Consider the following 26,181-nt stretch of genomic DNA (forward strand, 5'->3'; position numbering starts at 1 on the left):
ACGCTGTCAGCGAAGTTCAACTTGTCGACGGGGCCGCGAACTGCGCGCACACTGGCAGTCATGGATAACAACGGACCGTTCGGGTTCGATCCCGACGACATCGATCGCGTGGTGCGCCAGGCCAGCGAAGGGCTTCGCGAGGCCTTCGGGCAGTTCCTCAACAGCTCGGGGCAGGGTGCGGGGTTCGGAGTGCTGTTCGACGAGTTCAACCGCCGCACACGGCCCCGCTCAGAACCAGAGACCGCGGGGGAAGCCGGCGACGGGGTGTGGACGGTTTACACGACCGACGCTCACGGTAAAGCCCACGTCGAACAGGTGTACCGAAGCGAGCTCGACGCACTGCGCGCGAACAAGCACAACACGGACCCCACGCGGAACGTCCGGTTCCTGCCCTACGGCATCGACGTCAGCGTCCTCGACGCGTCCGAGAACGCCGCCCCAACCGAGGACCAGCCCGAGTAGCTACATCGTCAGGACCATGCGGTAGCGCGCACGGCCCTCGTCCATGTCTGCGTACGCCTCGGCGGCCTCGGCCAGCGGCCGCTCTTGGATGCGGGCCCGCACCCCGGACTGCAGCGCGAAGTGCAGCGTGTCTTCGACGTCGGCTGAAGTGCCCGACGGATGCCCGAGCACGCTGAAGTTGCCGAAGATCAGATCGCCCGGAGCGATGGGCAGCGGATCGAACGTGGCTCCGACGATCACCAGCTCGCCTTGCGGCGCCAGCCCGGGGACCGTGGCCGCCATGGCTGCCGAGTTGGCCGCGGTGGCCAACACCACCTGTGCGCCCCCGAGCTTCTGCAGCGCCTCGCCGACGTCACTGGCCGTGGAGTCCACGTAGTGGTGGGCGCCGAGTTCTTTGGCGTCGTCGGCCTTGCCGGCGCCGCGCGCGATCGCGATGGTCTCGAACCCCATGGCGCGGGCCCACTGCACACCAAGGTGCCCTAGGCCGCCGATGCCCAGGATGGCAACCCGGTCCCCGGCCACGGCGCGCGTGGTGCGCAGGGCGTTGTAGGTCGTCACCCCGGCGCATCCCATCGGGGCGGCTTCGGCGAACGACAGTCCGTCGGGGATGCGGGCCAACGCGGTGCGGGGCACGATGACGGATTCGACGTAGCCGCCCGGATAGTTCCAGCTCGGCACTTCCAGTTTCACGCACTGCATGAACTGGCCCTTACGACAGGGCAGGCAGGTGTTGCAGTTGCCGCCGAACCAGCCCACCGCCACCCGGTCACCGACCGCGAATCCTTCGACGCCCGAGCCGAGTTCGGCGATCGTGCCGGCGATCTCGTGGCCAGGAGTGATGGGCCAGGTGAGGTTCGGGAACGACCCGGTGACGAAGGCATGGTCAGTGCCGCACACCCCGCAGGCGTTGACCGCGATGCGCACATGGTCCGGCGGGGGTGACGTGGTCTCCACTTCCGTCAGCTCCAGCGGGGCATTGGCTGATTTCACGTGTACGGCGCGATGCGTGGCCATGGCACTCCCTTGAGTCGTCGCATTGCTAGGTTCACTGAACTTGACCCAGCATAGCGGTGGTAATCCTGATTCTGCCTCGCCGGGTCCTGTTTGAGAACGGTTGCGCGCCGATCGGACGAACTAGTCGAGGATGCGCCGGGCGACGTTGGTGCTCACCAGATCGAGCAGCTCATCGGCCCGGCCGGCCAGAATGGTGCGGATCGCGTAGACGGTGAAACCCTTGGCCTGTTCCGCGGAAATCGCTGGCGGAATGGACAATTCCTGCCGCGCCACCACCACATCGACCAGAGCCGGTCCGTTGTGGGCCAGCGCGTCGGCGACGGCCTGTTCCAGGTCCGCGGGCTGCTCGACTCGCCGGCCGAACATACCGATCGCCTGGGCGACGGCACCGAAATCGGGGTTCTTCAGCTCGGTGCCGAAGTTCACCACCCCTGCGGCCTTCATCTCCAGCTCGACGAAGTTCAGCGAGGAGTTGTTGAAGACGATCACCTTCACCGGCAGGTTGTTCTGCACCAAGGTGAGCAGCTCGCCGAATCCCATGGCCAGCCCGCCGTCACCGGCGAGGGCGATCACCTGACGTCCCGGGTATGCGGTCTGCGCGCCGATCGCATGCGGCAGCGCGCACGCCATCGTGCCGTGGGTGAACGATCCCGTGAGCCGTCTCCTGCCATTCATGGTCAGGTACCGCGCGGCCCAGATGGTGGGTGAGCCGACGTCGAAGGTGAACACGGTGTCGTCGTGAGCGAGCTGATTGACCACGCCCGCAACGTATTCCGGACGGATCGGGGTGCGGTCGCGGTCGTTGAGGGCCAGCGAGTCCAGCGACTTGCGGGTGCGCTGATAGTGGTTCAACGACCGGTCCAGGTGCGTCCGGTCCGCCTTGCGGGTCAGCAGCGGCAGCAGCACGTCGATGGTGTCCTTCACCGAACCGACCAAGCCGAGATCCACCGGGGTACGCCGGCCGAGGTGGCTGCCGCGGATGTCGACCTGGATGACCTCAGCGTTGTCCGGGTAGAACTGCGAGTACGGGAAGTCTGTGCCCAGCATCAGCAGGACGTCGGCTTCCTTGATGGCTTTGTAGCCCGATGCGAAACCGAGCAGCCCAGTCATCCCGACATCGAACGGGTTCTCGTATTCGATGTGCTCTTTGCCGCGGAAGGCATGCACGATAGGCGAATTCAGGGTCTCGGCAAGCCGGAGCAGCTCAGTGTGCGCGCCCGCCGTACCGGCGCCACCGAGGATCGTCACGCGTGAACCTGCGTTGAGAATGTCTGCCGCGCGGCGCAGCGACTCGTCGTCAGGGCGCAGCACCGACCGGGTCGGCACGACCGCTTTGGTGTTCCAGTCACGGTCGGGAAGCTTGGCCAGGAACACCTCACCCGGGATCACCAGGACCGCGACTCCGTTTTCCTCAATCGCGGTGCGCATTGCGATTTCGACCAGGCGTGGGGCCATTTCCGGAGTGCTGACCAACTCGCAGTAGACGCTGCACTCCCGGAACAACTCCTGCGGATGAGTCTCCTGGAAGTAGCCGGTGCCGACCTCGCTGAGCGGGATGTGCGCCGCGATCGCCAGCACCGGCACTCGGGTGCGTTGGGCGTCATAGAGACCGTTGATGAGGTGGGTGTTGCCGGGACCGCAGCTACCGGCACAGACCGCCAATTGACCGGTTAATGCTGCATCGGCAGTCGCGGCGAACGCGGCCGTCTCCTCGTGGCGTACGTGCTCCCACGCCATGTCCTCAGAACGTCGGATCGCATCGGTGAACCCGTTGAGACTGTCACCCGGTAGGCCGTAGACGCGGTTGATACCACTCGATTTCAGGGCCGCGATGAGATGCTGGGCGACGGTCGGCACAGCGGAAGTCTAGACCTCAGCGGCCACGGTTACCGGGCTGGCGGCAGGTCCGTAAGCCTCTTCTTCGGTGCGGCGGCGGTCGATCGCGAAGCAGGCCAGGCTGGCTAGGAACGCGACTACGGTAATCGCCGCTGCCAGTGCTGACGGACCAGGGCCACCCGGACCAAGCGTGCTCAGGAACAGCGCAAACGCCACGATTGCCGACAGATTGAGCATCAGGCCCAGCGTGCGGAGAATCTCTCCGGTGCCGCCATCCTGATCGTTCATGATCGCCCCCAGGTGTCGAGTTGTGCTGGCTTAATATCCCCACCTGGGGACCGGTCGAAACCATCAGGGAGCAACTCGGTCATGGAGGAGTCCGCCATGAGCGCAGCAAGCGGCCCGACCCTTCGGTTCCGTACGGGTCGGGTGCTCCTGCGGGGCTTGCTGGACGGCTTAGACCGTTGCAAGTCCGGACTGGCCGGGCACGTGCAGGTAGCCGTTGGGGTCGGCCTGGTCCCACACCGCGGCGTAGATCTGCACCTTGAGCGCCTGCGCCGCTGCTTCGACGTTGAGTACGTCCGCCAACTCGTCGTAGCCGTAGTACAGGATCGACAGAGCGGTGGTGGCCAGGAGCACGTTGTTGATGGCGACCTGTGCGGCCTCCCGGTTGCCGAGCGCGGCCTGGTAGAGAGCCGGCAGCAGATTGGCGATCGGCACCGCGGCGCTCAGGCCCGGCACCATCTGCGAGACGCGCCAGCTGGCTTCGTAGAGCTCACGCACCACGGGCTGAGCCTCGACGGGAAACGCTGCCACCAAACCTTTTTCGGCGTTGTACACCGCGGTCGGCATGCCGTATGGCTTCGGGTCGTTGGCGGGGAACGGGTTGATTACATCCGGCAGCTGAATGTCCGGCAGGGTGACGTCGCTGGCCGACGGGGTCACCGCAGCGGCGAGCGTGGCCGTCGCTTGCGGAGTGACCTGGTCGGGCGGCGGGGTCGTCGTCGCCAGCGGCAACCCGGCCTCGCCACGGTTGTGCAGCAAGGCAAACGGGTCGAAGAGGTTCCACAACGAGGAAATGAACCAGGTTTGCAGCTGCAGGGCAGGCGCTTCCAGGTTGAGCACGTCGGCGACTTCGTTGTAGCCGTAGTACAGCACCGCGATCGGGTTGATCGTGACGATCAGGTTGTTGATGACGCGTTGGGCGGCCGCCTTGTCGCCTTGAAAAGCTGAGGGCAGGTCGGACACGATATTCGTCAAGGGCACGACCACGTTGACCCACGGAATCATCTGGGTGAGGCGGTAACCCAGTTCGAATCCCTCACGGGCGACCGGCTTTAGGAGGTCGGGGAACACGGCCATGAAGGATTGCTCAAGAGTCCAGATCGGGCCGGGCATGTCCTGCGGCGCCGGCTCGGGCGGCATCCACCGGAACGGGTTCCAGAACGCCGTCGCGGGCGTGACGGCGGCGGTCGGCGTTGCAGCAGCTTTCGGCGTCGCGGCAGCATCGGCCGTCGACGTTGCCGTGGTCACCGTGGCAGCGGCCGGTCGGGGCGCGGCATGTCCGGTGCCCTTGAACAGGCCCTCAAGTTTCGTGACCTGAGCGGACTCGAACTCCGCGGCGGCGGTGGTAACCGATTTCAGTGCCGACGCGGCGGGCTTGGAGTCGGAAGACGCTGTGCTGCTGACCTTGTCGGCAGGCTTCGACACCGCCGTGGTGCGCTTCGTGGTGCCGGTCGTGGACTTCTTCGGCCCGGCGTTGGGTTTGGCCGAATTCGACGCGCTCGATGATGAATCCGATTTGCCGGTATCAGCGCTTGCCACGCCTTGGCTTGCTGCGGCAACAGCCGCGCCCACCCCGACCGCAACCGCGAGACCGCCAACGTACCCGACGCATTTGTTTGACCCCATTTGCTGACCCTTCGTTAGCTCTAGGGCATCGTAAAGGAGCGGGCAGGTCAGGGCCACCCCAAAGGGTGAACGGCACGGTTCCGCATGCTTGCCCTTGGGCGACGCCAGGGTTACCCGGCCGGGGGTCGGAAAGCCGCCGTAAGCGGGCCGCCAGAACAGAATCCGAGGTCATCGCATGTTTGCGCGACTGGCTTGTTACGGCGACGGTCGTATCGAAATCAACTGCCGAAAATTAGCGGCGGCGTAAGGGTGTCGTCGGCGTGGCGGCGTGCGCTCGCCCCGGCTTGCGTCGCGACACCCGCGGGGAAGCCAACTTTCGTTGGCCAGATCGTTTATGCAGGTAAATTAGCCGTTCACCGGGAGTTCGGCGGGGCGGAGTAGAAGAGATGGCCCCGGTTACGCATCCGGCCAGGATTCCACTCTATGGTTTAGCCGTGCCAGAAATTGATCGTCGAAGCCTGATGCTCATGGCGGGGTTCGGCGCGGTCGCCGCCGCCCTGCCGATGCCGGTGGCAGGTGCCACGCCCACCCGCCCGCAAGCGCCGGCGCCGAATGCCGCGGCGCCCGCATATCTCTTCCACGACGAGTTCGACGGACCGGCCGGCTCAGCCCCGGATCCCTCCAAGTGGCGCATCGCCAAGGCGCGCGAGACCATCAAGAACCCGGTGTTCTGGGATCGGCCCGAGAACATGGGGCAGTACCGTGACGATCGTCAGCACGTCTTCCTCGACGGCAATTCCAACCTGGTGATCCGTGCGACCCGCGACAACAACAACAAGTACGTCAGCGGCAAGGTCCTGGGGAACTGGTGGGGCGGGATCGGGACCACCTGGGAAGCCCGGATCAAGTTCAACTGCTTGACCGCGGGCTGCTGGCCGGCCTGGTGGCTGATGAACGATCACCCCGAAGTCGGCGGCGAAGTGGACCTCGCAGAGTGGTACGGCAATGGCGACTGGCCCTCGGGCACAACCGTTCACGCGCGTCTGGATGGGACGTCCTTTGCCACCCAACCGATTCCGATCGACGGCAACTGGCACACCTGGCGAGTCACGTGGAACGACTCCGGGATGTACTTCTGGAAGGACTACGTCGACGGCGCCGAGCCGTACTTCACGGTTCCGGCCAACTCCCTCGACGACTGGCCGTTCAACTTCCCTGATTATCGGATGTTCCCGGTGCTGAACCTGGCCGTCAGCGGCTCGGGCGGTGGCGATCCGCGGCCCGGCACCTACCCCGCCGACATGCTCGTCGACTACGTTCGGGTCTGGTAGCAGACTCGGCTGAGCCACCGCGGCGTCGCGGCGACACCGCGGACATCGGTTCTCTGCTCGGGGTCGGCCTAGCTCATGCCGGCCGCGATTACCTCATCGACCTCGGTGGCACGGGCCGCCATTTCGGCGTGCGCCTTGTCCAGCGACTCGGCCTGATCTTCGTCGGCTTTCATGAGTGCCTCGATGTTGAGGTCGGCCATGTCGTGAACACCCATGTCCCTGAACGCTTTTTGGACCCTGTCGCCCCACAGCCCGATGTCCTTGACGATCGGCACGATGCGGCTGAAGAGGTGCGAGCGGAACTGGATCATCAGTGGCGAATGATCGACCCACTCGGCGCATTCCTTGACGTTGAGACCAAGCGTCTCCATGACTTCCTCGCCTCGGAACCGGTCGCGCATCAGGTAGCAGGCATCCACCACGAATTCCTCCCGGTCGTCGCGCTCGGCCGTTGTCAATTCGGAGTAGTAGTCCTTCAACGAAATTCGGCCGAAGGCGACATGCCGGGCCTCGTCCTGCATGACATAGGCGAGCAGCTGCTTGGCCAACGAGCCCTCAGGCGCCAGATCGCGCTGCACCCCGAAAGCTGCGAGTGCCAGTCCTTCGATGAGGACCTGCATGCCCAGATACGGCATGTCCCAGCGTGAGTCGCTGAGGGTGTCCGCCAGCAGAGCGGAAAGGTTGGAGTTGATCGGGTAGACCAGACCGATCTTCTCCTGCAGGAATCGGGAGAAAGCTTCGACGTGCCTGGCCTCGTCCATGGTCTGAGTCGCGGCGTAGAACTTGGCGTCCAGATCCGGGACAACCTCGACGATCTTGGCCGCACACACCATCGCCCCCTGCTCCCCGTGTAGGAACTGCGAGAAGTTCCAAGCTTGGTTGTGCTGGCGCATCTCGGCGCGGCGCTTCTCGTCCGCCGACTCCCACGCCGGGCTGCCGAACAGCGGGTGGAACTCGTCGGGCATCCCGACCGGGTTCATCGGGTCGACGTCCAAGCTCCAGTCGATGCGCGACTGCGCGTCCCACTGCTTGTCCTTGCCCTTCTGGTACAGCGACAGAAGTCGGGACCGTCCCTCATCGTATTCCCAAGTGAAGCGGGCGTCGCCGGCGCTGGGGACCTCCCATGCGTAGGGCTCGGGCACCTGGGTGTACTTGTCTTTAGTGGTCACGAGTTGTCGCCTTTCGCCCCGGTCTTATGACTTGAATCACACAGTGCGCCCGGTTCGGCGGCCCCGTCAAGCGACATGGTCTGATCAGGGAAATTGAGGTAGACGAATACCTGAACCGCGCTCGTTACTTCCAGTGCTCGTCGAGCAATGTCGACCAGGCGTGGCTGAGCTGCTTCCACTCGTCTGGGCAGCCCTGCGCACGTTCTTGGGGGAGTCCACCGTCGGTGATCATGTCGGCGTTGGCGTCAGGGTTGGACCCGTAGATCCAGCACTGCAGGTTGTAGACCCGCTGTTGGTCCAGTGAGTGGACGTCGGCCATATCCGCCGCGCCGAGTTCGGTGCGTGCCGCGGCGGAGGCCTGGAAGGCGCGCGCGAAGTTGGTGATGGCTTTCAGCGACTCGGCATCGACTTTGCCGTTGTCGCCGGGTGTCAGCAGTATGTAGGCGGCCAGCTGATCGGCGGCGTCCTCTTCCTTGCCGGTGATCGGCAGGTTGTAGAGGCTGATCGTCATGTGGCCGGTCTCGTGATAGAACGTCGCGTCCTCGGAACCGATGGCAGACGCAATGGGGTCTTTGTCGCCGGCTTTCGTGAAGATCTTCTGGCCCAGATCCGCGTCTTCGTAGCAGATGGTGACGGTCTTGTCGCTGGGGCTCCAGAAGGCGTTCGCCTGATTGCATTGCGAACCGTGCAGCGGGATGTCGATGGGCAACTTCAACGACGAGTTGATGTCATCGGCGAGGTCTTCGAGGACTTTGTTGTCCTGCAACAGCTTTTTGCCGTTCTGCGCTTCAGGAGTGGTGGCGTCGTCGTAGGTGACGGTCATCTTCCCGCCGGCGTCCGCTGACGCAGTGTCCTCGGGGCCCTTGGCTTTTGGGGTCTCCGACGCCGAGGAGCTGCCCGAGGATTCGGCCTTCTCCGCGGTCCCGCCCCCACCGCATGCGGCCACTACCAACCCAACCGCCAACACCGGCAGAATTCGAGTTCTCATTTCCCGACCTCCGTCAACGCCACTAGTAATTTGACACGGTCGCAGATCGGGGGCCTGGGCGTAGCTTCTTGGCGCGATTGGTCAGCCCCGGGAGGCTTCGCGTTCGGCGAGCTTGAGCTGCCTGGCGATCAGAAACAGCGGCAACGAGACGCTGATCGCGATCACGAAGCCGGCCGCGACGTACGCCCACAGATAGCGAACTCCGAGTCGACGGCCCTCGGCGATCATCAGCACGGTTGCCGCCAACGCGACGATCAACAGATCGTTCGTCAAAGACGACGTCGCATAGTTGACGTACCCGGCCGCGAAGAAGCCCGTCAGGCCGCCGTTGTCGTCGCTGAGCATGTAGGCAACGGTGTTCCCGAATGCGAACACCAGCGCGGCGATTGCCAGGACGAGGTAGATGGCGCAGAGCAGCTTGTCTGTTCGCGATAGGCGCGAAATCGTCGTCATCGACGGATTATGCGCTGATCGAGCAAGCCAGCGACGCCGATCTCAGGTCCATCGCGCGATTGCGACACCGATCAATCGACGCCTCATACGTCTCCAGAGAGGTGCGGCGGGCTATTTTTTGCGGATGGCTTTCTCATACGACCCTCGAGGACTGATCGGGCGCGCGGTGGACGCCGCCCGTGTGGGTCTCGACATCTACAGCTGGGCCGAGGAACAAGTCGTCGGTGCAATTCGGCACGGACTCGATTCGCTGGACCCCGCCGAGGCTCTCGAGGATGCCGCCCCCGACGCACTGTCGGAGGCATCGGTGCCGGACCCCGATTCGCTGTCCGGGAAGATGGGCCGGCTGTTGGACCGCGCGCTCGACCAGAACACCAAGGGGAGTGAGGTCGAGCTCTACCACCACCTGCTCGATCAACTCGTCGCCGACGAGGCGCGCATCCTGGGGGCGCTGTCGGACGGGTCGTCGTCGCCGATGGTGAACGTCTACACCTGGCTCAGTCCACGTGTTCCGGGGCGGGCGGCGCTGGAGAATGCCTCGTTGATCGGGCGGACCGCGAATGTGGCTCTGCCGCAGATGGTTCCGCAATATGTCAGCCACCTGCTGTCACTCGGCCTCGTCGAAGCCGGGCCCGAAGACCCCTCGCTGGCCACAGAGTACGAGGTGCTGATGGCCGAGACATCGGTGCTCGCGGCCATCAAAAGTGCGTCGCGAGGACCGCTGACCGCCAAGGTCGAAAAGTCGACATTGACGCTGTCGCCGCTCGGCGCGTCGCTGTGGGCGGCCGCCACAGGGGAACTCGGTCAGTGAGCTCAGTATCCGTGCTGGCTATCTCCAGCTGGACTGAGATCAAGGCCGACTTCAGCGCCTATTGGATGGTGTACCTGTCGATGCCGTTCGTGGCGGCGTTCGTCGGGTGGAGCACGAAAATCGTGGCGCTCGAAATGCTCTATCGCCCGATCGAATTCAGGGGGTGGGGCCCGTTCGGATGGCAGGGCATCGTGCCGCGGCGGGCGGGCAAGGTCGGCTCGAAGACCATCGATCTGCTGACGTCCAATCTGCTGAAACCCGAAGAGTTGCTGGACCGCATCGACGCCAACGAAGCGGTCGACGCGCTGCGCGGTCCGCTCGCGGCGGCGATCGACGACATCTCCCGGGACCTTGCCGACGAGATTCGCCCGGGCCTGTGGGATGCGCTGCCGGAATCCGCCAGGCGCGGCATCCAGGAGCGAATGCACAGGCAGGCGCCTCACATCGTCGAGAACATGCTGACCGAGATGAAGGCCGATCTGCCGCGCTACCTTGATCTGCACTTCATGGCGGTGACGACGCTGGTGCGCAACAAAGAGAAGCTCGTGAAGCTAATGCGCAGCGTCACAACCGATGCCATGGCGTTCGTGCGACGCAGCGGCATCTACTTCGGTCTGGTGATCGGGCTGGTCCAGATGGTGGCGTGGGCGCTGTTCAAGAACCCGTGGATCATGCCGGCGTTCGGCTTCGCGGTGGGTTTCATCAGCGACTACATCGCGTTGAACATGCTGTTCCGACCGATGCACCCGCGAAAGTTCCTCGGTTTCATCCCCTTTCAGGGACTGCTGCATGCCGAGCGCGACAAGATCACTCGCGACTACGCCAAGATCCTGGCCGACGATCTGTTCTCGCCCGAGCTTATGTTCGACGCGATCATCAAAGGCCCCGGCTCGGACAAGCTGTTCGCGTTGGCCGCCAAGGAAATCGACGCCGCCATCGACGCCCAGACCGCCGTCGCGCGCCCGATGGTCACACTGGCGGTCGGCACGAAGCGATACCGGGCGCTGAAGGACCGCGTCGTCACCCTGGTGTTGGAGCGGCTGCCGGACACCTTGCTGGAAGCCCAGGAGTACGCCGCCAACGCGTTGAACCTCGAGCAGGTCGTCATCGACAAGATGAGTCAACTGACCGAGGAGGAGTACGAGTCGATCCTGCGTCCGGTGTTCAAGGACGACGAGCCGTTGATGATCGCGGTCGGCGCGGTGCTCGGTGGTGTGGTCGGTGAGCTTCAGGTGCAGATCATCGAATTCTTCACGCACTGAGTGCCGGTTACAGCGCCGGAGTGGTCGGCTGCAGAACCGCGGTAGCGACGGCCTCCGCCCGCAGATGCTCGAAGGCTTGGTAGTCCGGATCGTTGACCATGTCGACGAAGTGCCGCCGAGTTGGGTAGCTGAACAACGCCACGAGATCCCAGTCGCCGCCCGCGTCGGCAACCAGGGACGGATGCCCGGCACCGCCGTACACAATCGTCACCCCGTAGCGCTCTTTGATCCCGGAGCTGCTGAAGTGCTCGATGTACTCGCTGTACTTGTCCGCGCCGCCGGGCGCGAACCGTACGAGGTTGAGCATCACCACCGGTGCGCTCGGATCGGCGTCGACGAACTGCTTGAGTGCGGACGCGTCGAGAACAGACATGTCTCTCCCTTGGTAAGGTACTTGCTGAACAACACGCAAGTTACATGTCGACTCCGACAAGTTCGGTCTCAGGCAGGATGACCAGGCATGGAGGAGTTGCGAGCGGCCCGCCGAACACAGGCCGAACGGCGCGAAGAAGCCCGACAGCGCGTACTGCAAGCCGCCACGGCGTTGGTTGCGATACATGGATCGCGCGCGGTGTCGCTGGCTGCAGTCGGCGAGGCCGCCGGATATAGCCGCGGCATCGTCCACCACCATTTCGGCAGCAAGGCGCAGTTGCTCGAGGAGCTGATCAAGTACACCCAGACGTTCGACGTCCCGGCTGACTCGGCGACCGGGCTCAGCCGGCTGACGGATTTCGCCGGGGCCTACCTGGGGGGCCTGCATGAGCGCTCGCCGCGCTCGGAAGCGTTCCTCAAACTGTGGACCGAGTCGGCGGGTGCCGAACCCTCGCTGGCCGAGTTCTTCGCCGAGCGCGACGGACACTTCCGAGAAGTCCTCGCGCAGTACATCGTCGACGGGATCGGCGACGGGTCCATCCGACCCGATCTCGACCCTCAGACGGCCGCCGTCGCGATCATCGGGCTCCTGCGCGGCAGCGCCCTGATGGCGTTCTCGACGGCGCGTGATGTGTCGGCCGGGGATTTGGCGTCGGTCGCGGTGGGAGGTCTCGAGCGGAGCTTGGCAGCCGACGACTGACGCCGGTTTCCAAGATTCGCCTGGCCTTGCCGCGTGGGCGGCATCGGGTTCAGCGAGGGAGAACGGCGAGCCACACGTGGGTCAACGTCTCGGCCGCGTCGTCCAGCGCGGCCTTTCGCTTGGCGGCGGCGTAGAAGTGCCGCTCGGTCATGGATACCAGGGCGGCACTGATAGCGGCCGCGCCCAGAGGGCTGGCATCATCCGGTACACCGGCTTTGACCAACAACCGTCGCGTTGCACGACCCGTGGCCGAGACCGCTGCCTGCCAAGATGCCTCGATCTCTGGGACGGCAGGTGCCAACTCCACCGCCACCTTCATAACGGCGCCGTGCTCCGTCCACATCCGCGCAGTCTGAGTTACTGCTTCGCGCAGTGCTTCTCGCGGATCCTCAGGTGCCTGTGTCTCGGCGCGGTCGACAGCCTCCACGACGCTGGTGGCAGTCCTGCTGACCAACGCAGCCAGGACGGCGTTCTTCGAGCCGAAATAGAAGTACAGGCCACCGCGTGTGATTCCGGCCGCCGTCGCGATCGTCTCGACGGTCATGCGCTCCAGGCCGTCCTCGGCGAGTTGACGTTCCGCCGCATCGAGAATCGCGAGCTCGCGCTGGTCTCCCTTGGATGGTGAGGTCCGGCGCCTGGTTGAGCGCGCCTTCGGTCCAGGCATGACCGGACTTTACAGGGCGCAGATGATTTTCTACGTAGTGTTGGTTTTAATCAACGTCATGTAGATTCGCGCTATGTCGCCACAGCACAACCGACGGACCTTCTTCATCACCGGCGTCAGCTCGGGACTGGGACGTGCCTTCGCCCAAGCTGCGCTCGACGACGGCCACTCCGTTGTCGGCACGGTTCGGAAGTCGGCAGACGCGGATGCCTTCAGCGCTACGGCGCCGGGGCGGGCGATAGCCCGCGAGCTCGACGTGACCGACGACGACGCCGTGTTCGCCGTCGTCGACGATGTCGAGTCCACCGTCGGCCCCATCGATGTCGCGATCGCCAATGCCGGCTACGGGCACGAAGGGGTCTTCGAAGAGTCCTCGATGGCTGAACTGCGAGCGCAGTTCGACGCCAACGTGTTTGGTGCGGTTGCGACCATCAAAGCGGTGCTACCGCACATGCGTCGACGTCGCTCGGGGCACATCTTCGGCGTCACTTCGATGGGTGGTTTGATGACCGTTCCCGGCTTGGCCTACTACCACGGAAGCAAGTACGCCCTCGAAGGCATTCTCGAAACCGTCGGCAAAGAGGTCAAGGCACTCGGGATCCACGTCACTGCCATCGAGCCCGGCTCTTTCCGCACCGATTGGGCGGGCCGGTCGATGGTGCGGACCCAGCGCAGCATCAGCGACTACGACGCGCTCATGGATCCTGTGCGCGCGAACCGAATCGCGGCCAGCGGCAATCAGCTTGGTGACCCTGTGAAGGCCGGTCGCGCCCTCTTGACCGTCATCGACTCTCCAAACCCGCCCGCGCACCTCATCCTCGGCTCCGACGCGCTCCGGCTGGTGACGAATGGGCGCGCCGCGGTTGATAAGGAGATTGCGGCGTGGGCCGACTTGTCGCGCTCGACTGATTTTCCGGACGGCGCGCAGATCGCGAACTGAACGGCGTAATCGCCGCTCACGTGGAGCCGATGACGGGAATCGAACCCGCGTATTCAGCTTGGGAAGCTGATGTTCTGCCATTGAACTACATCGGCATGGTGCTGACGAAGGATAGCAACCGCACCGCAGACCGTGCGCCAGTACGCTCGTCGCGTGCTGCTCTCCGATCGTGATATCCGCGCCGCCATCAACGACGGTCGACTGGGCATCGACCCGTTCGACGACGCCCTGGTGCAACCGTCGAGCGTCGACGTCCGGCTGGACAGCCTGTTCCGGGTGTTCAACAACACCCGCTACACCCACATTGACCCCGCCAAGCAGCAGGACGAGCTGACCAGCCTGGTCGAGCCCGACAAAGGCGAGCCGTTCGTCCTGCACCCCGGTGAGTTCGTGCTCGGCTCGACACTCGAGTGCTGCACCCTGCCCGACGACCTCGCGGGCCGGCTGGAAGGCAAGTCGTCGCTGGGCCGTCTCGGCCTGCTGACCCACTCCACCGCAGGCTTCATCGACCCCGGCTTCTCGGGGCACATCACGCTGGAACTGTCGAACGTCGCGAACCTGCCCATCACGCTCTGGCCGGGGATGAAGATCGGCCAGCTGTGCCTGTTACGCCTGACCAGCCCCGCCGAAAATCCCTACGGCAGCGCCAGCGTCGGCTCCAAATACCAGGGGCAACGCGGCCCGACCCCATCGCGGTCATATCAGAACTTTCTTCAATCCGAAGCGGGCGCGTAACCTCGAAGCTCCAGGGTCAGGCACCGCCCACCAGCTAATCCGTTTGGCTGTAACAGCGCCGCTAGCTGCGGCGATGAACTCTACGGTTGAGCGGCTCTATCCAGGTGGAGCGCAGTAACGGGTCGGGGAGATCCAGCAAATAACCTTGGAGGGGTAGTGGACATCGCACTCGGTGTGTCCATGACACCGACGACGGTGCGCATGGTGCTGGTCGAAGGCGAGAAAGCAGACGGCGTGACCGTCGATCACGATGCCTTCGACATCCAGACCGGCGACGGCGCAGCAACCGCGGCCGATCAGGTGGTCGCGGCGATTCTCGGTACCCGGGAAAGCGCGGCCGAAGGCGGACACCGTCTGGTGTCGACTGGCGTCACCTGGACCGATTATGCGGCGGCGGCCGGACTGCGCGATGCCCTCGCGGCCCGCAAGATCGACGACGTCGCCCTGGTGTCCGAACTGCATGCCGCCGGTTCGCTGGCGCAAGCCGTCGGCCAGACCGTCGGCTACGACCGCACCGCCTTGATGTTCCTGGAGCGCGACACCGCGACCGTCTCGGTGGTGGACACCGCGACCGGCGACATCGTCAAGGTGCAGACCGAGCACCTGCACTCTCAGGACGCGGTCGCCGAACTGCAGCGGATGATCGCCGGCCTGGAGGCCATCGCCGAACCGCCGCAGGGTGTCTTCGTGCTCGGCTCCGGCGTCGACGTCGCGGCGGTCAAATCACAGCTAGCGCTGGGCACAGTGCTGCCGGTGCACGCTCCCGACGAAGCCGAACTCGCGCTGGCCCGCGGCGCCGCACTGGCGTCCGCGACGGCACCGCGTTATGACGCGTCCACCGTCGGCCTGGCCTACGCTCAGGACCCCGACGGCACGACAGCAGGCAAGGTCTATCCGGCCGCCGGTGTGTACCCCGCAGCCGCGAGCACCGAAATGTCCGAAGCGGGGACCCAGATGGCCGCCGCCGGCTACATGGCGCCGCTCGGCTACAGCGAAGTGCTCGACGAGATGGAGGGCGACCTCGGCTACGACTCGGTGCCGTACGAATCGGTTCCTGAGGAGCTCGACTTCGCTCCCGACGACTCCGGCCGCAAGCCGTTCCTGCTGGTCGGTAGCGCGCTGACGTCGATCTTCGTTGTCGGTGTGGTGGCGTTGGTGATCTCGCTGGCAGTCAGCATCCGACCGACCGTCGATCAGCGGCCCAGCCCGGCCGAGAGCGTGATCGTGCCCAGCAGTCAGCCGGCCGGACCCGCCGTCGAGCAGGCCGCGCCGCCGGCCCCGCCATCAGCTCCCTCGGTGCCCGACACCATCCAGGAGCCGATCCCGGTGGTGCAGCAGGCCCCCCGGACCGTCTTCGTGACCCCGGCCCCGCAAGCCCCGGCACCGGCCCCAGCACCAGCTGCCCCGCCGCCTGCTCCCGAGGCTCCCGCCCCGGTTCCGGAGGCGCCGGCTCCCGCGCCGGCTCCGATCGCCCCGGTGATCCCGGCTCCGATCCTGCCGCCGCCGATCATCGTGTTGCCGCAACCACTGCTGCCGCCGTTCCTGCGGCCGCCGCGGCAGCGGGACTACCCGTCGTACCCCTCGTCGCCGAACTACCCGTCGTACCCGTCGTCGCCGCAGACGCCGACCTACCCGTCGTCGCCTCCCGCGCAGCAGCCGCCTTCGCAGCAGCCGCAGGCACCGGTCACGGAAGCGCCGAGTGATCCCCCTCCCGCTGCTGGTGGCTCAGGCGGGTATGGCGCGGGCGGCTATGGTGGCGGCTCGGGCTCGGGTGGTTACGGTGGCGGCTCGGGTTCGGGTTCCGACGGTGGTTCCCGGTCGGGTGATTCCGGTGGCTCGCGCAGCGGTCGGGGATCGCAGAACCCGTTGTGGCCCTGGCCCAGTTTCGGCCACTGATTCGCGAGTTCACCCGGCGTTAGCTTCGCGCTCAGTGTCGCGATGCGGTCCCATCATCGGGGCTGCGTACAGAGGCAGTATGCGTTGCACTGTCTTCGGCACCGGGTATCTGGGCGCGACTCACGCCGCCGGAATGGCCGAGCTCGGTCACGAGGTCGTCGGGATCGACATCGACCCCGGCAAGATCGCGAAACTGTCCGCCGGGGACATCCCGTTCTATGAGCCTGGACTGGCAAAGATGTTGCAGGACAACCTCTCTGCCGGTCGCCTGCAGTTCACCACCGATTACGACGTGGCAGCCGATTTCGCCGACGTGCACTTCCTCGGCGTCGGAACTCCGCAGAAGAAGGGCGAGTACGGCGCCGATCTGCGCCACGTCAACGCCGTCATCGACGAACTGGTGCCGCGGCTGACCCGGCCGTCGGTAATCGTCGGAAAGTCAACGGTTCCAGTCGGGACGGCGGCTGCGCTGAGCCGGCGCGCCAAGGCGCTGGCGTCCGATGGCGTTGACGTCGAAGTCGCCTGGAATCCCGAGTTCCTGCGCGAGGGTTTCGGGGTGCAGGACACCCTGCACCCCGATCGCATCGTCGTTGGCGTACAACCCGATTCGCAACGCGCCGAGGCAGTGTTGCGGGAGATGTACGCATCCCTGCTCGCCGAAGGTGTGCCGTTCCTGCTGACCGACCTGCAGACCGCTGAGCTGGTCAAGGTCTCCGCCAATGCTTTTCTGGCCACCAAGATCTCGTTCATCAACGCGATCTCCGAGGTGTGTGAGGCGGCCGGCGCCGACGTTCGCGTCCTGGCCGACGCACTGGGTCACGACCCGCGGATCGGACGGCGATTCCTCAACGCGGGACTGGGTTTTGGCGGGGGCTGCCTGCCCAAGGACATCCGTGCCTTCATGGCACGTGCCGGCGAGCTCGGCGCCAACCACGCGTTGACCTTCCTGCGTGAGGTGGACAGCATCAACATGCGCAGGCGCACCCGCATGGTCGAGCTGGCCACCACCGCATGCGGAGGATCGCTGCTGGGCGCCAACGTTGCCGTGCTCGGAGCCGCGTTCAAGCCCGAATCCGACGATGTCCGGGATTCGCCGGCGCTCAACGTCGCCGGCTTGCTGCAACTCAACGGCGCCACCGTGAACGTGTACGACCCGAAGGCGATGGAGAACTCCCAGCGCCTCTTTCCGACGCTGAACTATTCGACCTCCGCCCTGGAGGCCTGCGACCGCGCCGACGCTGTCCTGCTGCTCACCGAATGGCAGGAGTTCGTGGACATCGATCCCGACGAGCTGGCCCAGACAGTGCGGGCCAGAGTTGTTGTCGACGGCCGCAATTGCCTGGACACGGCCCGGTGGGCCACCGCGGGATGGAAGGTTTACGCCTTGGGCCGCCCGGTGTTGACGTAGGTTTCCTTCGTGGAGTTCACAACAGCCCTGATTGCCGAAAACGCCGCGCTCGCGGACCTTCTCCGTGACGCCGACCTCTCGACTCCGGTGCCGACCTGCCCGGAGTGGACGCTCGAGCAGTTGATGCGCCACGTCGGGCGCGGCGACCGCTGGTGCGCCCATATCGTGGCTGAGCAGTCGATGGAGTTCATCGATCCGCGCACGGTCGACGGTGGCAAGCCCCCGGCCAGCCGCGACAACGAGATCGCCTGGCTGCAGGCGGGTCCGCAGCAACTCATCGACGCCGTTGCCGCCACCGGCGCCGACACCCCGGTGTGGACATTCCTGGGCCCGCGTCCCGCCGCCTGGTGGATCCGGCGGCGCTTGCACGAGGCCGTTGTCCATCGCGCCGACGCCGCCATCGCGTTGGGCGTCGAGTTCGAGGTCGAGCCCGCCGTGGCGGCGGACGCGATCAGCGAATGGCTGGAGAGGTGCGAGGAGCGTGCGAACGCGGAGGGTCCCGCCGGCGGCGACCGGCCGGTGGCCGACGAACACTCGTTGCATCTGCACGCGACCGACCCCGGCCTCGGGGAAGCCGGAGAGTGGACCATCCTCGGGCGTCCCGACGGCATCGGGCTCGACCACGAACACGGCAAGGCCACGGTGGCGCTGCGCGGCCCGGCACGCGACCTGCTGCTGGCCGTCGTGCGCCGGCGCAGCGCCGCCGAGCAAGGCCTGGAGGTCTTCGGTGACGCGGGTGTCTGGGACACCTGGCTGGCACGCACGCCTTTCTAGACCGGTAGTTTTAGCCGAATGAGCACTTCAGAGATCGCCACCGTGCTGGCCTGGCACGACGCGTTGAGCACCTCGGACCTGGACACGCTGATCTCGCTGTCCAGCGAGGACATCGAGATCGGTGACGCCGACGGCGCCGCGCAGGGCCATGCCGCCCTGAGGGACTGGGCGCAGCGCGTGGCGGCGAGCATCGAGGTGGGCCAGATCTACTACCGCGACGGCGTCGTCGTCGTGCAAGAGCGGTTGACCTCCAACACCGACCCGTCCGACGTCCGCACCACGGCCGCGGCGTTCCGGGTGGTGCACGACCATGTCACCTCGGTGTTCCGCCACGACGACCTGGCAGCGGCCCTGGCGGCCACCGACATGTCCGACGAAGACCTGCAGGTCTGACCGACTTGCGCGGGATCATCCTGGCCGGTGGGTCGGGGACGCGGTTGTATCCGATCACCCAAGGTGTGAGTAAGCAGCTGCTGCCCGTCTACGACAAGCCGATGATCTACTACCCGCTGTCCACTCTGTTGATGGCGGGCATCCGCGACATCCTGGTGATCACCACCGGCCACGACGCCCCGGCGTTCCACCGCCTGCTCGGCGACGGCTCCCAACTCGGTGTCACCATCAGCTACGCCGTGCAGGACCGGCCCGACGGGCTCGCCCAGGCGTTCCTGATCGGCGCCGAGCACATCGGCACCGGAACCGTCGCACTTGTGCTGGGCGACAACATCTTCTACGGCCCTGGCGTCGGCACCAGCCTCAACCGCTTCCGCGATCTGCAGGGGGCGGCGATCTTCGCCTATCGGGTGGCCGACCCGACCGCGTACGGCGTCGTCGAATTCGCCCCCGACGGCACCGCGCTGTCCCTGGAGGAGAAGCCCTCCACACCGAAGTCGAGCTACGCCGTGCCAGGGCTGTACTTCTACGACAACGACGTCATCGAGATCGCGCGCGGGCTTCGGCCGTCGCCGCGCGGCGAGCTGGAGATCACCGAGGTCAACCAGACGTACCTGGACCAGGGCCGGTTGACCGTCGAGGTACTACCCCGCGGTAGCGCATGGCTGGACACCGGAACCTTCGATTCACTTTTGGACGCAAGCGATTTCGTGCGCACCATCGAATACCGCCAAGGGCTCAAGGTGTCCTGCCCCGAGGAGGTGGCCTGGCGGATGGGTTTCATCGACGACGAGCAGCTGGCCAAACGCGCGGCGGCGCTGGTCAAGTCAGGCTATGGCGGTTATTTGATGAAACTGCTGGACCAGGGGTAGCCAACACCGCGGCGATGGCAGTCGTCAGCGGCACCGACAACGCCAGCGCGATGCCGCCGACCGCTGAGCGCGCGATCTCGATCGCCACACTCTCGCTGGTCAGCACATCCGACAGCGAGCGGTTGGCCACACTGAACAACAGCAGCAGCGGCAGTGAGCTGCCGGCGTAGGCCAGCACCAAGGTGTACACCGTGCTGGCGATGTGGTCGCTGCCGATCCGCATGGCGCTCACGAAGATCTGCTTGCGGGAACCGTGGCCCGAGTGTGCGAGCTCGAACACCGCCGACGCCTGGGTGATCGTCACGTCGTTGAGCACACCCAGGGAGCCGATGATGAACCCGGCCAGCAGCAAGCCCTGAATGGACACGTGCCCCATGTAGGCGGCGACTTCGTTGTTCTGTTCCTCCGAGAGCCCGGTCAGGTGCGCGAGTTCGATTGCCGTCCAAGACAAGCCGCCGGCCAACAGCATCGCGGTCAACGTGCCGAGCAGGGCGGCACTGGTACGCAAGCTGATGCCGTGCGCCAAGTAGATGACGGCGTAGAGGATCGCTGCTGAGGCCACCAGAGCCAGCGGCACCGCGGGGGCGCCGTCCCTCAAGGCCGGAAGCAGGAACACCACCAGAACCACGAAGGCCACGACGATCCCGACCAGGGCGCGCAGCCCCCGCCATCGGGCGACCGCCACGATCACGATTGCGAACACCGCCGCGATGGCGATCAGCGGCCAGGTGCGCTCGTAGTCGTAGAACGCGTAGCTGGTCGCCCCCTGTTGGTCGACCTGCCGGAAGATCCGAATCGGATCGCCTGCCAACAGGTTTGGCTGACCCGGGCCGGGCGAGAACTCCAACATCGTCGACGCACCCCGGTTGGGTCCGCTGTCGATCGTCACCACGGTCTGCACACAGGTGCCGCTGCCCGCGACGCCCGGTGCCGGGGCTGCGGTGAGCACCTGGCCCGCCGACGGGCTGCCGCAGGCGGCCAGGCTGCTGGACGTCACGTGACCACCCTCGGTGGTGACCGCACCACCCGCGCTGTTCTGGAACGGCAGCGGGATGTCGGCCTTCGACCCGCTCGGCCACAGCAGCGCCGCGCCGATCACCACCGCGAGACCGATCACGGCCAGGAGAACCACGACGATGCGGGCCGCCAGAGGGCTCAGCGGCGCCGGGCCGGTGTGCGAATGCGAATGCGCCACCCGGACAGGGTAGAGGCGTTCGACTGTGTGGTTACTGCCGGTAGCTCGCCAGAAAGTTGCCGAGCCGTTCGATGGCGCTGCTGAGGTCGCGTGCCCACGGCAGGGTCACGATTCGCAGATGATCGGGTGCCGGCCAGTTGAAACCGGTGCCCTGAGTGACCAGGATCTTCTCCTGCAGAAGAAGATCCAGCACGAGCTGCTCGTCGTCGTGGATGTCGTGGACCTCGGGGTCCAGCCGCGGGAACGCATAGAGTGCGCCGGTCGGCTTGACGCACGACACCCCGGGGATCTCGTTGAGCTTGTTCCAGGCGACATCGCGCTGCTCGAGCAGGCGTCCACCCGGCAGGACCAGGTCGTCGATGCTTTGGTGACCGCCCAGTGCGACCTGAATGGCATGCTGCGCAGGAACATTCGGGCACAGGCGCATGTTGGCCAGCAGGCTGATGCCCTCGATGAAGCTGCTGGCGTGCTCCTTGGGGCCGGTGATGACCAGCCAGCCCGACCGGTAGCCGGCCACCCGGTAGGCCTTGGACAACCCGTTGAAGGTCAGCGTCAGCAGATCGGGCGCCAGCGTGGCCAGGCTGATGTGCTTGGCCTCGTCGTACAGGATCTTGTCGTAGATCTCGTCGGCGAGCAGCAGCAGTTGATGCTTGCGCGCCAATTCGACCATCTGCTCGAGGACTTCGCGGCTGTATACCGCGCCGGTGGGATTGTTCGGGTTGATCACGACGAGCGCCTTGGTGCGATCGGTGATCTTGGACTCCAGGTCGGCGACGTCGGGCATCCAGCCGTTGGTCTCGTCGCACAGATAGTGCACGGGGGTTCCGCCGGCCAGTGCGGTCGACGCCGTCCACAGCGGGTAGTCGGGCGCGGGAATGAGCACCTGGTCGCCGTTGTCGAGGAGCGCCTGCAGCGTCATCGTGATGAGCTCGGAAACGCCGTTGCCGAGGTAGACGTCGTCGATGTCGAAGCGGGGGAAGCCGTCGACGAGTTCGTAGCGGGTGAACACGGCGCGGCGCGCGCTGGGAATGCCTTTGGAGTCGGAGTAGCCCTGGGCGTCGGGCAAAGCGGCGATCATGTCGCGCATGATCACGTCGGGGGCCTCGAAGCCGAACGGCGCGGGGTTGCCGATATTGAGCTTGAGGATCCGATGACCCTCGTTCTCCAGGCGGTTGGCGTGCTCGTGGATCGGTCCGCGGATCTCGTAGAGAACGTCCTGCAGCTTGGTGGACTGCGTGAACGTACGTTGCCGGGGGTGCTGGCTGGTGCCGTGCCACGGTAACTGGTGCGTACTCACCGGTTAAGTGTCCCATTGGTATGCAACTTGGTTTCCGCCGTGCCGATTTGTGCCTTTGCTGTGACGTGAGAAGTCACGGTTCGAATTCAATTGTGGGACGCCTCGGACACAACTGTGATTTCGCTGAACAGCAGCGGTGATTGCCGGGTGAATCGGCTGTTAACTTGGGGCTTCACTACTGACGGCACAAAGGGATGAACGTGAAGATCGCACGCACTTTGACGACCGCTGCTGCTGCGGCGGCGGTTACCGCGCTGGGATTTGCTGTCTCCGCGTCTGCCGATCCGGCACTGATAAACGGAACGTACGCCGTCCGCGGCGGGGACGACGGCGCTATGGTGACGGCCTCGTCGAGTTGTCCTGCAGCCGTCAACGGCTGTACCGCCAACCTCAGGAGCACCCTGGGCTGGACCAGCGTCGCGACCTTCACGGATGGCCGGTGGAACTTCACGGTGACCAAGCCCAACGGAGTGGTATGCGACGACGGCAGCTATGCGGCCGTCCGCATCGCCTACTCGGTCGATGCCGCGACGATGACCGGCACGGTGACCGCCGACTCCAACGGTGACTGCCCGGGCGGGCAGATCACCCAGGCACCCTTCCAGCTGATCAAGGTCGGCTGAGCCTCGCGTGAGTGACTAGCGCTTGCCCGGTGGCCGGGCGCCCCTGGCAATGCCGAGGCCCTTCACCGGAGGCTGCTCCGCCTTCGGGGCTTCGTCTTTCGGCTCCTCGGCCTTCGGTTCAGTCGCTGCGGCCGGCTCAGGTGCCTCGGCAGGAGCAGCAGCCGGTGCCGCGGCCGCAGGTGTGGTGGGCGCCGACTTCTTGGCGCCGGGTCGCTTGGCGCCCGCGGCGATGCCGAGGCCTTTGACCGGAGGCTCGGCCTTGGCCGGCGCCTCAGCCGCGGGGGCTTCCGCAGGTGCCTCGGCAGCCGGCGTAGGTGCCGCGGCCGCAGGTGCAGCAGGCGCCGACTTCTTGGCGCCGGGTCGCTTGGCGCCGGAAGCGATGCCGAGCCCCCTGACCGGAGCTTCGGCCGCAGGCGCTTCCGCCGGTGCCTCAGCGGCGGAAGCGGCAGTCGACGCCTCGGCGGCCGGCGCTGCAGCCTTCTTGGCGCCCGGTCGCTTTGCCCCGCCTGCGATGCCGAGTCCCTTGACGGGCTGAGCGGCTGGAGCTTCGGCAGCGGGCGCTTCAGCGGCAGGAGCTGCGGCGGCGGCCTTCTTGGCGCCGGGGCGCTTGGCGCCGCCAGCGATGCCCAGCCCCGTGACCGGCGCGGCTTCCTTGGCCGGTGCCGACGGCGCGGCCGCGGCAGGCTCGGCCGCCTCGGGCTTCGGCGCGGGAGGTGCCTCCGCTGGTGCCGAAGCGGCGGCAGCCTCGGCCTCTCGTGCGGCCGTGCCCTTCTCCGGCAGCGTGACACTGCTCAGATCCAGCGAGCCAAGCAGCAGCTGTGCGACGTCGAGCACCTCGACCTCGTCGGCCTTCTCACGGTCACCGACACCGTCGGTGATCATGACGCGGCAGAACGGGCAGCCGGTGGCGATCTTGGCCGGATCCAACGTCAGCGCCTCGTCGACGCGCTCGTGGTTCACGCGCTTACCGATGTGCTCTTCCATCCACATCCGCGCGCCACCGGCACCGCAGCACAGGCCGCGATCGGCGTGCCGTGGCATTTCCTTCAGCGTCACGCCCGAGGCATCGATCAGCTCACGCGGTGCGTCGTAGACCTTGTTGTGCCGGCCCAGGTAGCAGGGATCGTGATAGGTGACGTTGGCCCCTCCATCCACGGCCTTGACCGGAACCAGCTTCTTGTCGCGTACCAGGCGGTTGAGCAGCTGGGTGTGGTGGACCACGGTGTAGTTGCCGCCGACCTGTGGGTATTCGCGACCCAGGGTGTTGAAGCAGTGCGGGCACGTCACGACGATCTTGCGGTCGACCCGCTCGACGCCCTCGAACAGGTCGTTCAGCGTCTCGACGTTCTGCGAGGCCAGCTGCTGGAACAGGAACTCGTTGCCGGAGCGGCGAGCCGAGTCACCGTTGCAGGTCTCGCCGTCGCCGAGAACCAGGAACTTCACGCCGGCCGCGGCCAGCAGTTCGGCCACGGCCTTCGTGGTCTTCTTGGCGCGATCCTCGTAGGCACCGGCGCAACCAACCCAGAACAGGTACTCGAAGCCCGCGAACGACTCGACGTCCTTGCCGTAGACGGGGATGTCGAACTCGACCTCGTCGATCCAGGTGAGGCGCTCCTTGGCGTTCTGACCCCACGGATTGCCCTTGGCTTCAAGGTTCTTGTAGAGCACGCCGAGTTCGCCGGGGAACTCCGACTCCATCATCACCTGGTACCGGCGCATGTCGACGATGTGGTCGATGTGCTCGATGTCCACCGGGCACTGCTCGACGCACGCACCGCAGGTGGTGCACGACCACAGCACGTCGGGATCGATCACGCCGAGCTGTTCGGCGGTACCCACCAGCGGGCGGGTCGCCTGCGCCGGGCCGGAGCCCAGCACCCGCTCGAAGCCTGACTCCGGAACATGGTCGTGCGCGTCGTGCTTGGTCTCGACGAAACCGCCCTCGGCGGAGGCGAACTGTTCGGCCTCGTTCTCACCACTGGGGATCGGCTTCCCGCCGATGATGTACGGCGCCTTCGCGAACAGATGATCGCGCAGGTTCATGATCACGAGCTTGGGCGACAACGGCTTTCCGGTGTTCCATGCCGGGCACTGCGACTGGCAGCGACCACACTCGGTGCACGTGGTGAGGTCGAGGTAGCCCTTCCAGGTGAAGTCCTCGATCTTGCCGCGACCGAGCACCGCATCCTCGGCGGGATCCTCGAAGTTGATCGGTTCGCCCTTGTACTCCACGGGCAGCAGCGGGCCCAGGCCGTTCGGCAGCCGCTTGAAGGTGACGTTGATCGGGGCCAGGCCGATGTGCAGGTGCTTGGAGTGCAGCACTATCAGCAGGAAGGCCAGCATGACGCCGATGTGGCCCATCAGCGCGATGGTTTCGATCCACACGTTGGCGGTGTGTCCCAGCGGAGCCAGTGCTGCGGCCATACCGTGCGAGAAGAAGGCACCCCAGCCGTAGGGGAACGCCTCACCGAGGGCGTTGACCGAAGCGCCGCGGAAGAACGCGTAGGTCAGGATGACCAGGAAGATCATCAGCAGGATCAGCCAGGCGCCGCCGGTGTGCGAGCCGTAGAACCGGGAATCGCGACCGTACTCCTTGGGCTCGGAACGCAACCGGATGATCGAGAAGACGATGATGCCGAGAAGCACCGCGACAGCGAAGAAGTCCTGCAGGAAGCCCAGCGCATTCCACCTGCCGACCAACGGGATGTGGAATTCGGGGTTGAAGAGGACGCCGTAGGCCTCGAGGTACACCGTCGCGAGGATGAAGAAGCCCCACATGGTGAAGAAGTGGGCGATACCGGGGATGGACCACTTCAGCAGCTTCTTCTGGCCGAAGACTTCGGTGAACTGCGCTTTGATGCGGTCCGGGATGTTGTCCTTGCGGCCGCTCTCGTCGCTGATCGGTTGACCGGACCGGATCAGGTGGGTGAGGAACAATACGCGCCGTGCGGCAAACACCAACACGATGGCGGTGGCCAGCAGGCCGATGATCAGTCGACCCCAGTCGAGAGCGGTCACGGACAGCCTCCCTGTCGTAAGTTACCCAATAGTAACTTAAGTTAAGTTACCGACCGGTAACTTAACTTCAATCCAGCTCATAGTTGCATCTCGGCATTTGGCGCCGCTACAAAGGCT

General features: G+C 65.6%; 25 protein-coding genes, 1 tRNA gene and 1 pseudogene. 13 read left to right on the forward strand and 14 right to left on the reverse strand.

The genetic code is table 11. The features are described from left to right. The first annotated feature begins 60 nt into the window (after nt 1–60). Nucleotides 61–462 (forward strand): Rv0313 family protein, encoded by a 402-nt coding sequence (locus Y900_RS14960; protein ID WP_036342895.1) that lies wholly within the window; start codon nt 61–63, stop codon nt 460–462. On the opposite strand, the gene Y900_RS14965 is transcribed toward Y900_RS14960, so the two are convergent. From Y900_RS14965 to Y900_RS30285, 4 genes are all read right to left on the reverse strand, one after another. After that, nucleotides 463–1,476: an alcohol dehydrogenase catalytic domain-containing protein gene (locus Y900_RS14965; protein WP_036342898.1), complete on the reverse strand. Its 1,014-nt coding sequence runs from the start codon at nt 1,474–1,476 to the stop codon at nt 463–465. Nucleotides 1,477–1,596: 120 nt separating this feature from the next. Next, a complete protein-coding gene (gene poxB / locus Y900_RS14970) occupies nt 1,597–3,333 on the reverse strand; it encodes a ubiquinone-dependent pyruvate dehydrogenase (RefSeq protein ID WP_036342900.1) in 1,737 nt (578 codons plus the stop codon). Nucleotides 3,334–3,342: 9 nt separating this feature from the next. Further along, on the reverse strand, nt 3,343–3,600 hold the full coding sequence (locus Y900_RS14975) for a hypothetical protein (RefSeq protein WP_036342901.1): 258 nt from the start codon (nt 3,598–3,600) through the stop codon (nt 3,343–3,345). Between the two features lie 168 nt (nt 3,601–3,768). Next, nucleotides 3,769–5,136, reverse strand: a complete 1,368-nt coding sequence (locus Y900_RS30285; RefSeq protein WP_051660074.1) for a hypothetical protein — start codon at nt 5,134–5,136, stop codon at nt 3,769–3,771. Nucleotides 5,137–5,666: 530 nt separating this feature from the next. Here Y900_RS30285 and Y900_RS14985 point away from each other — a divergent pair. Then, nucleotides 5,667–6,494, forward strand: a complete 828-nt coding sequence (locus Y900_RS14985; protein WP_036346835.1) for a glycoside hydrolase family 16 protein — start codon at nt 5,667–5,669, stop codon at nt 6,492–6,494. A gap of 68 nt (nt 6,495–6,562) precedes the next feature. On the opposite strand, the gene Y900_RS14990 is transcribed toward Y900_RS14985, so the two are convergent. From Y900_RS14990 to Y900_RS15000, 3 genes are all read right to left on the reverse strand, one after another. Continuing rightward, nucleotides 6,563–7,663: a ferritin-like domain-containing protein gene (locus Y900_RS14990; RefSeq protein WP_036342903.1), complete on the reverse strand. Its 1,101-nt coding sequence runs from the start codon at nt 7,661–7,663 to the stop codon at nt 6,563–6,565. A gap of 124 nt (nt 7,664–7,787) precedes the next feature. Next, the gene (locus Y900_RS14995; RefSeq protein WP_036342904.1) at nt 7,788–8,651 is read right to left on the reverse strand and encodes a DUF4344 domain-containing metallopeptidase; all 864 of its coding nucleotides are present in this window, start codon (nt 8,649–8,651) and stop codon (nt 7,788–7,790) included. A gap of 81 nt (nt 8,652–8,732) precedes the next feature. Continuing rightward, nucleotides 8,733–9,104 (reverse strand): DUF2834 domain-containing protein, encoded by a 372-nt coding sequence (locus tag Y900_RS15000; protein WP_036342906.1) that lies wholly within the window; start codon nt 9,102–9,104, stop codon nt 8,733–8,735. Between the two features lie 124 nt (nt 9,105–9,228). Between Y900_RS15000 and Y900_RS15005 the strand changes: the two genes are divergently transcribed. Together Y900_RS15005 and Y900_RS15010 are read left to right on the forward strand one after the other, a co-directional pair. After that, nucleotides 9,229–9,915: an Abi-alpha family protein gene (locus Y900_RS15005; protein WP_036342907.1), complete on the forward strand. Its 687-nt coding sequence runs from the start codon at nt 9,229–9,231 to the stop codon at nt 9,913–9,915. Between the two features lie 65 nt (nt 9,916–9,980). Further along, nucleotides 9,981–11,177 (forward strand): DUF445 domain-containing protein, encoded by a 1,197-nt coding sequence (locus Y900_RS15010; protein WP_420329821.1) that lies wholly within the window; start codon nt 9,981–9,983, stop codon nt 11,175–11,177. A 7-nt stretch (nt 11,178–11,184) separates the two neighbouring features. Here the strand turns inward: Y900_RS15010 and Y900_RS15015 are convergent, their stop codons facing one another. Further along, nucleotides 11,185–11,550: a DUF1330 domain-containing protein gene (locus tag Y900_RS15015; RefSeq protein ID WP_036342908.1), complete on the reverse strand. Its 366-nt coding sequence runs from the start codon at nt 11,548–11,550 to the stop codon at nt 11,185–11,187. 87 nt (nt 11,551–11,637) lie between these two features. Here Y900_RS15015 and Y900_RS15020 point away from each other — a divergent pair, with 87 nt between their 5' ends. Beyond that, nucleotides 11,638–12,249: a TetR/AcrR family transcriptional regulator gene (locus Y900_RS15020; protein WP_051660076.1), complete on the forward strand. Its 612-nt coding sequence runs from the start codon at nt 11,638–11,640 to the stop codon at nt 12,247–12,249. A gap of 49 nt (nt 12,250–12,298) precedes the next feature. Here the strand turns inward: Y900_RS15020 and Y900_RS15025 are convergent, their stop codons facing one another. Further along, a complete protein-coding gene (locus tag Y900_RS15025) occupies nt 12,299–12,913 on the reverse strand; it encodes a TetR/AcrR family transcriptional regulator (protein WP_036342910.1) in 615 nt (204 codons plus the stop codon). A 73-nt stretch (nt 12,914–12,986) separates the two neighbouring features. On the opposite strand from Y900_RS15025, the gene Y900_RS15030 reads away from it, so the two are divergent. Continuing rightward, nucleotides 12,987–13,853 (forward strand): oxidoreductase, encoded by an 867-nt coding sequence (locus Y900_RS15030; RefSeq protein WP_036342911.1) that lies wholly within the window; start codon nt 12,987–12,989, stop codon nt 13,851–13,853. Between the two features lie 21 nt (nt 13,854–13,874). Here the strand turns inward: Y900_RS15030 and Y900_RS15035 are convergent. Then, nucleotides 13,875–13,948, reverse strand: a tRNA-Gly gene (locus Y900_RS15035). Nucleotides 13,949–14,006: 58 nt separating this feature from the next. Here Y900_RS15035 and dcd point away from each other — a divergent pair. The 5 genes from dcd to Y900_RS15060 all read left to right on the forward strand — a co-directional run bounded on the left by dcd (nt 14,007) and on the right by Y900_RS15060 (nt 19,059). After that, the gene (gene dcd, locus Y900_RS15040) at nt 14,007–14,588 is read left to right on the forward strand and encodes a dCTP deaminase (protein ID WP_036342913.1); all 582 of its coding nucleotides are present in this window, start codon (nt 14,007–14,009) and stop codon (nt 14,586–14,588) included. Nucleotides 14,589–14,744: 156 nt separating this feature from the next. Next, entirely contained in the window at nt 14,745–16,484 is a 1,740-nt protein-coding gene (locus Y900_RS15045) for a DUF7159 family protein (protein WP_036342914.1), read from the forward strand. Nucleotides 16,485–16,563: 79 nt separating this feature from the next. Next, nucleotides 16,564–17,892: a UDP-glucose dehydrogenase family protein gene (locus tag Y900_RS15050; protein ID WP_036342915.1), complete on the forward strand. Its 1,329-nt coding sequence runs from the start codon at nt 16,564–16,566 to the stop codon at nt 17,890–17,892. Between the two features lie 9 nt (nt 17,893–17,901). Then, nucleotides 17,902–18,666: a maleylpyruvate isomerase family mycothiol-dependent enzyme gene (locus tag Y900_RS15055; protein WP_036342916.1), complete on the forward strand. Its 765-nt coding sequence runs from the start codon at nt 17,902–17,904 to the stop codon at nt 18,664–18,666. 18 nt (nt 18,667–18,684) lie between these two features. After that, nucleotides 18,685–19,059: a nuclear transport factor 2 family protein gene (locus Y900_RS15060; protein ID WP_036342917.1), complete on the forward strand. Its 375-nt coding sequence runs from the start codon at nt 18,685–18,687 to the stop codon at nt 19,057–19,059. Here the strand turns inward: Y900_RS15060 and Y900_RS33735 are convergent. After that, nucleotides 18,978–19,169 (reverse strand): annotated as a pseudogene (locus Y900_RS33735) (hypothetical protein); the annotation flags it as partial. The gene Y900_RS15060 and the pseudogene Y900_RS33735 overlap by 82 nt on opposite strands. On the opposite strand from Y900_RS33735, the gene rfbA reads away from it, so the two are divergent. Beyond that, nucleotides 19,077–19,931, forward strand: a complete 855-nt coding sequence (rfbA, locus tag Y900_RS15065; protein WP_420329822.1) for a glucose-1-phosphate thymidylyltransferase RfbA — start codon at nt 19,077–19,079, stop codon at nt 19,929–19,931. The pseudogene Y900_RS33735 and the gene rfbA sit on opposite strands and share 93 nt — an antisense overlap. On the opposite strand, the gene Y900_RS15070 is transcribed toward rfbA, so the two are convergent. Beyond that, on the reverse strand, nt 19,882–21,126 hold the full coding sequence (locus tag Y900_RS15070; RefSeq protein WP_036342919.1) for a YibE/F family protein: 1,245 nt from the start codon (nt 21,124–21,126) through the stop codon (nt 19,882–19,884). The genes rfbA and Y900_RS15070 overlap by 50 nt on opposite strands. 31 nt (nt 21,127–21,157) lie before the next feature. Beyond that, nucleotides 21,158–22,423, reverse strand: a complete 1,266-nt coding sequence (locus Y900_RS15075; RefSeq protein WP_036342920.1) for a pyridoxal phosphate-dependent aminotransferase — start codon at nt 22,421–22,423, stop codon at nt 21,158–21,160. 200 nt (nt 22,424–22,623) lie between these two features. Here Y900_RS15075 and Y900_RS15080 point away from each other — a divergent pair, with 200 nt between their 5' ends. Further along, on the forward strand, nt 22,624–23,046 hold the full coding sequence (locus tag Y900_RS15080) for a hypothetical protein (RefSeq protein ID WP_237752567.1): 423 nt from the start codon (nt 22,624–22,626) through the stop codon (nt 23,044–23,046). 15 nt (nt 23,047–23,061) lie between these two features. Here the strand turns inward: Y900_RS15080 and Y900_RS15085 are convergent, their stop codons facing one another. Beyond that, nucleotides 23,062–26,064, reverse strand: a complete 3,003-nt coding sequence (locus tag Y900_RS15085) for a 4Fe-4S dicluster domain-containing protein (protein WP_036342923.1) — start codon at nt 26,062–26,064, stop codon at nt 23,062–23,064. Nucleotides 26,065–26,181 lie beyond the last annotated feature (117 nt).

Source organism: Mycolicibacterium aromaticivorans JS19b1 = JCM 16368 (genome assembly GCF_000559085.1).
Lineage (GTDB): Bacteria > Actinomycetota > Actinomycetes > Mycobacteriales > Mycobacteriaceae > Mycobacterium > Mycobacterium aromaticivorans.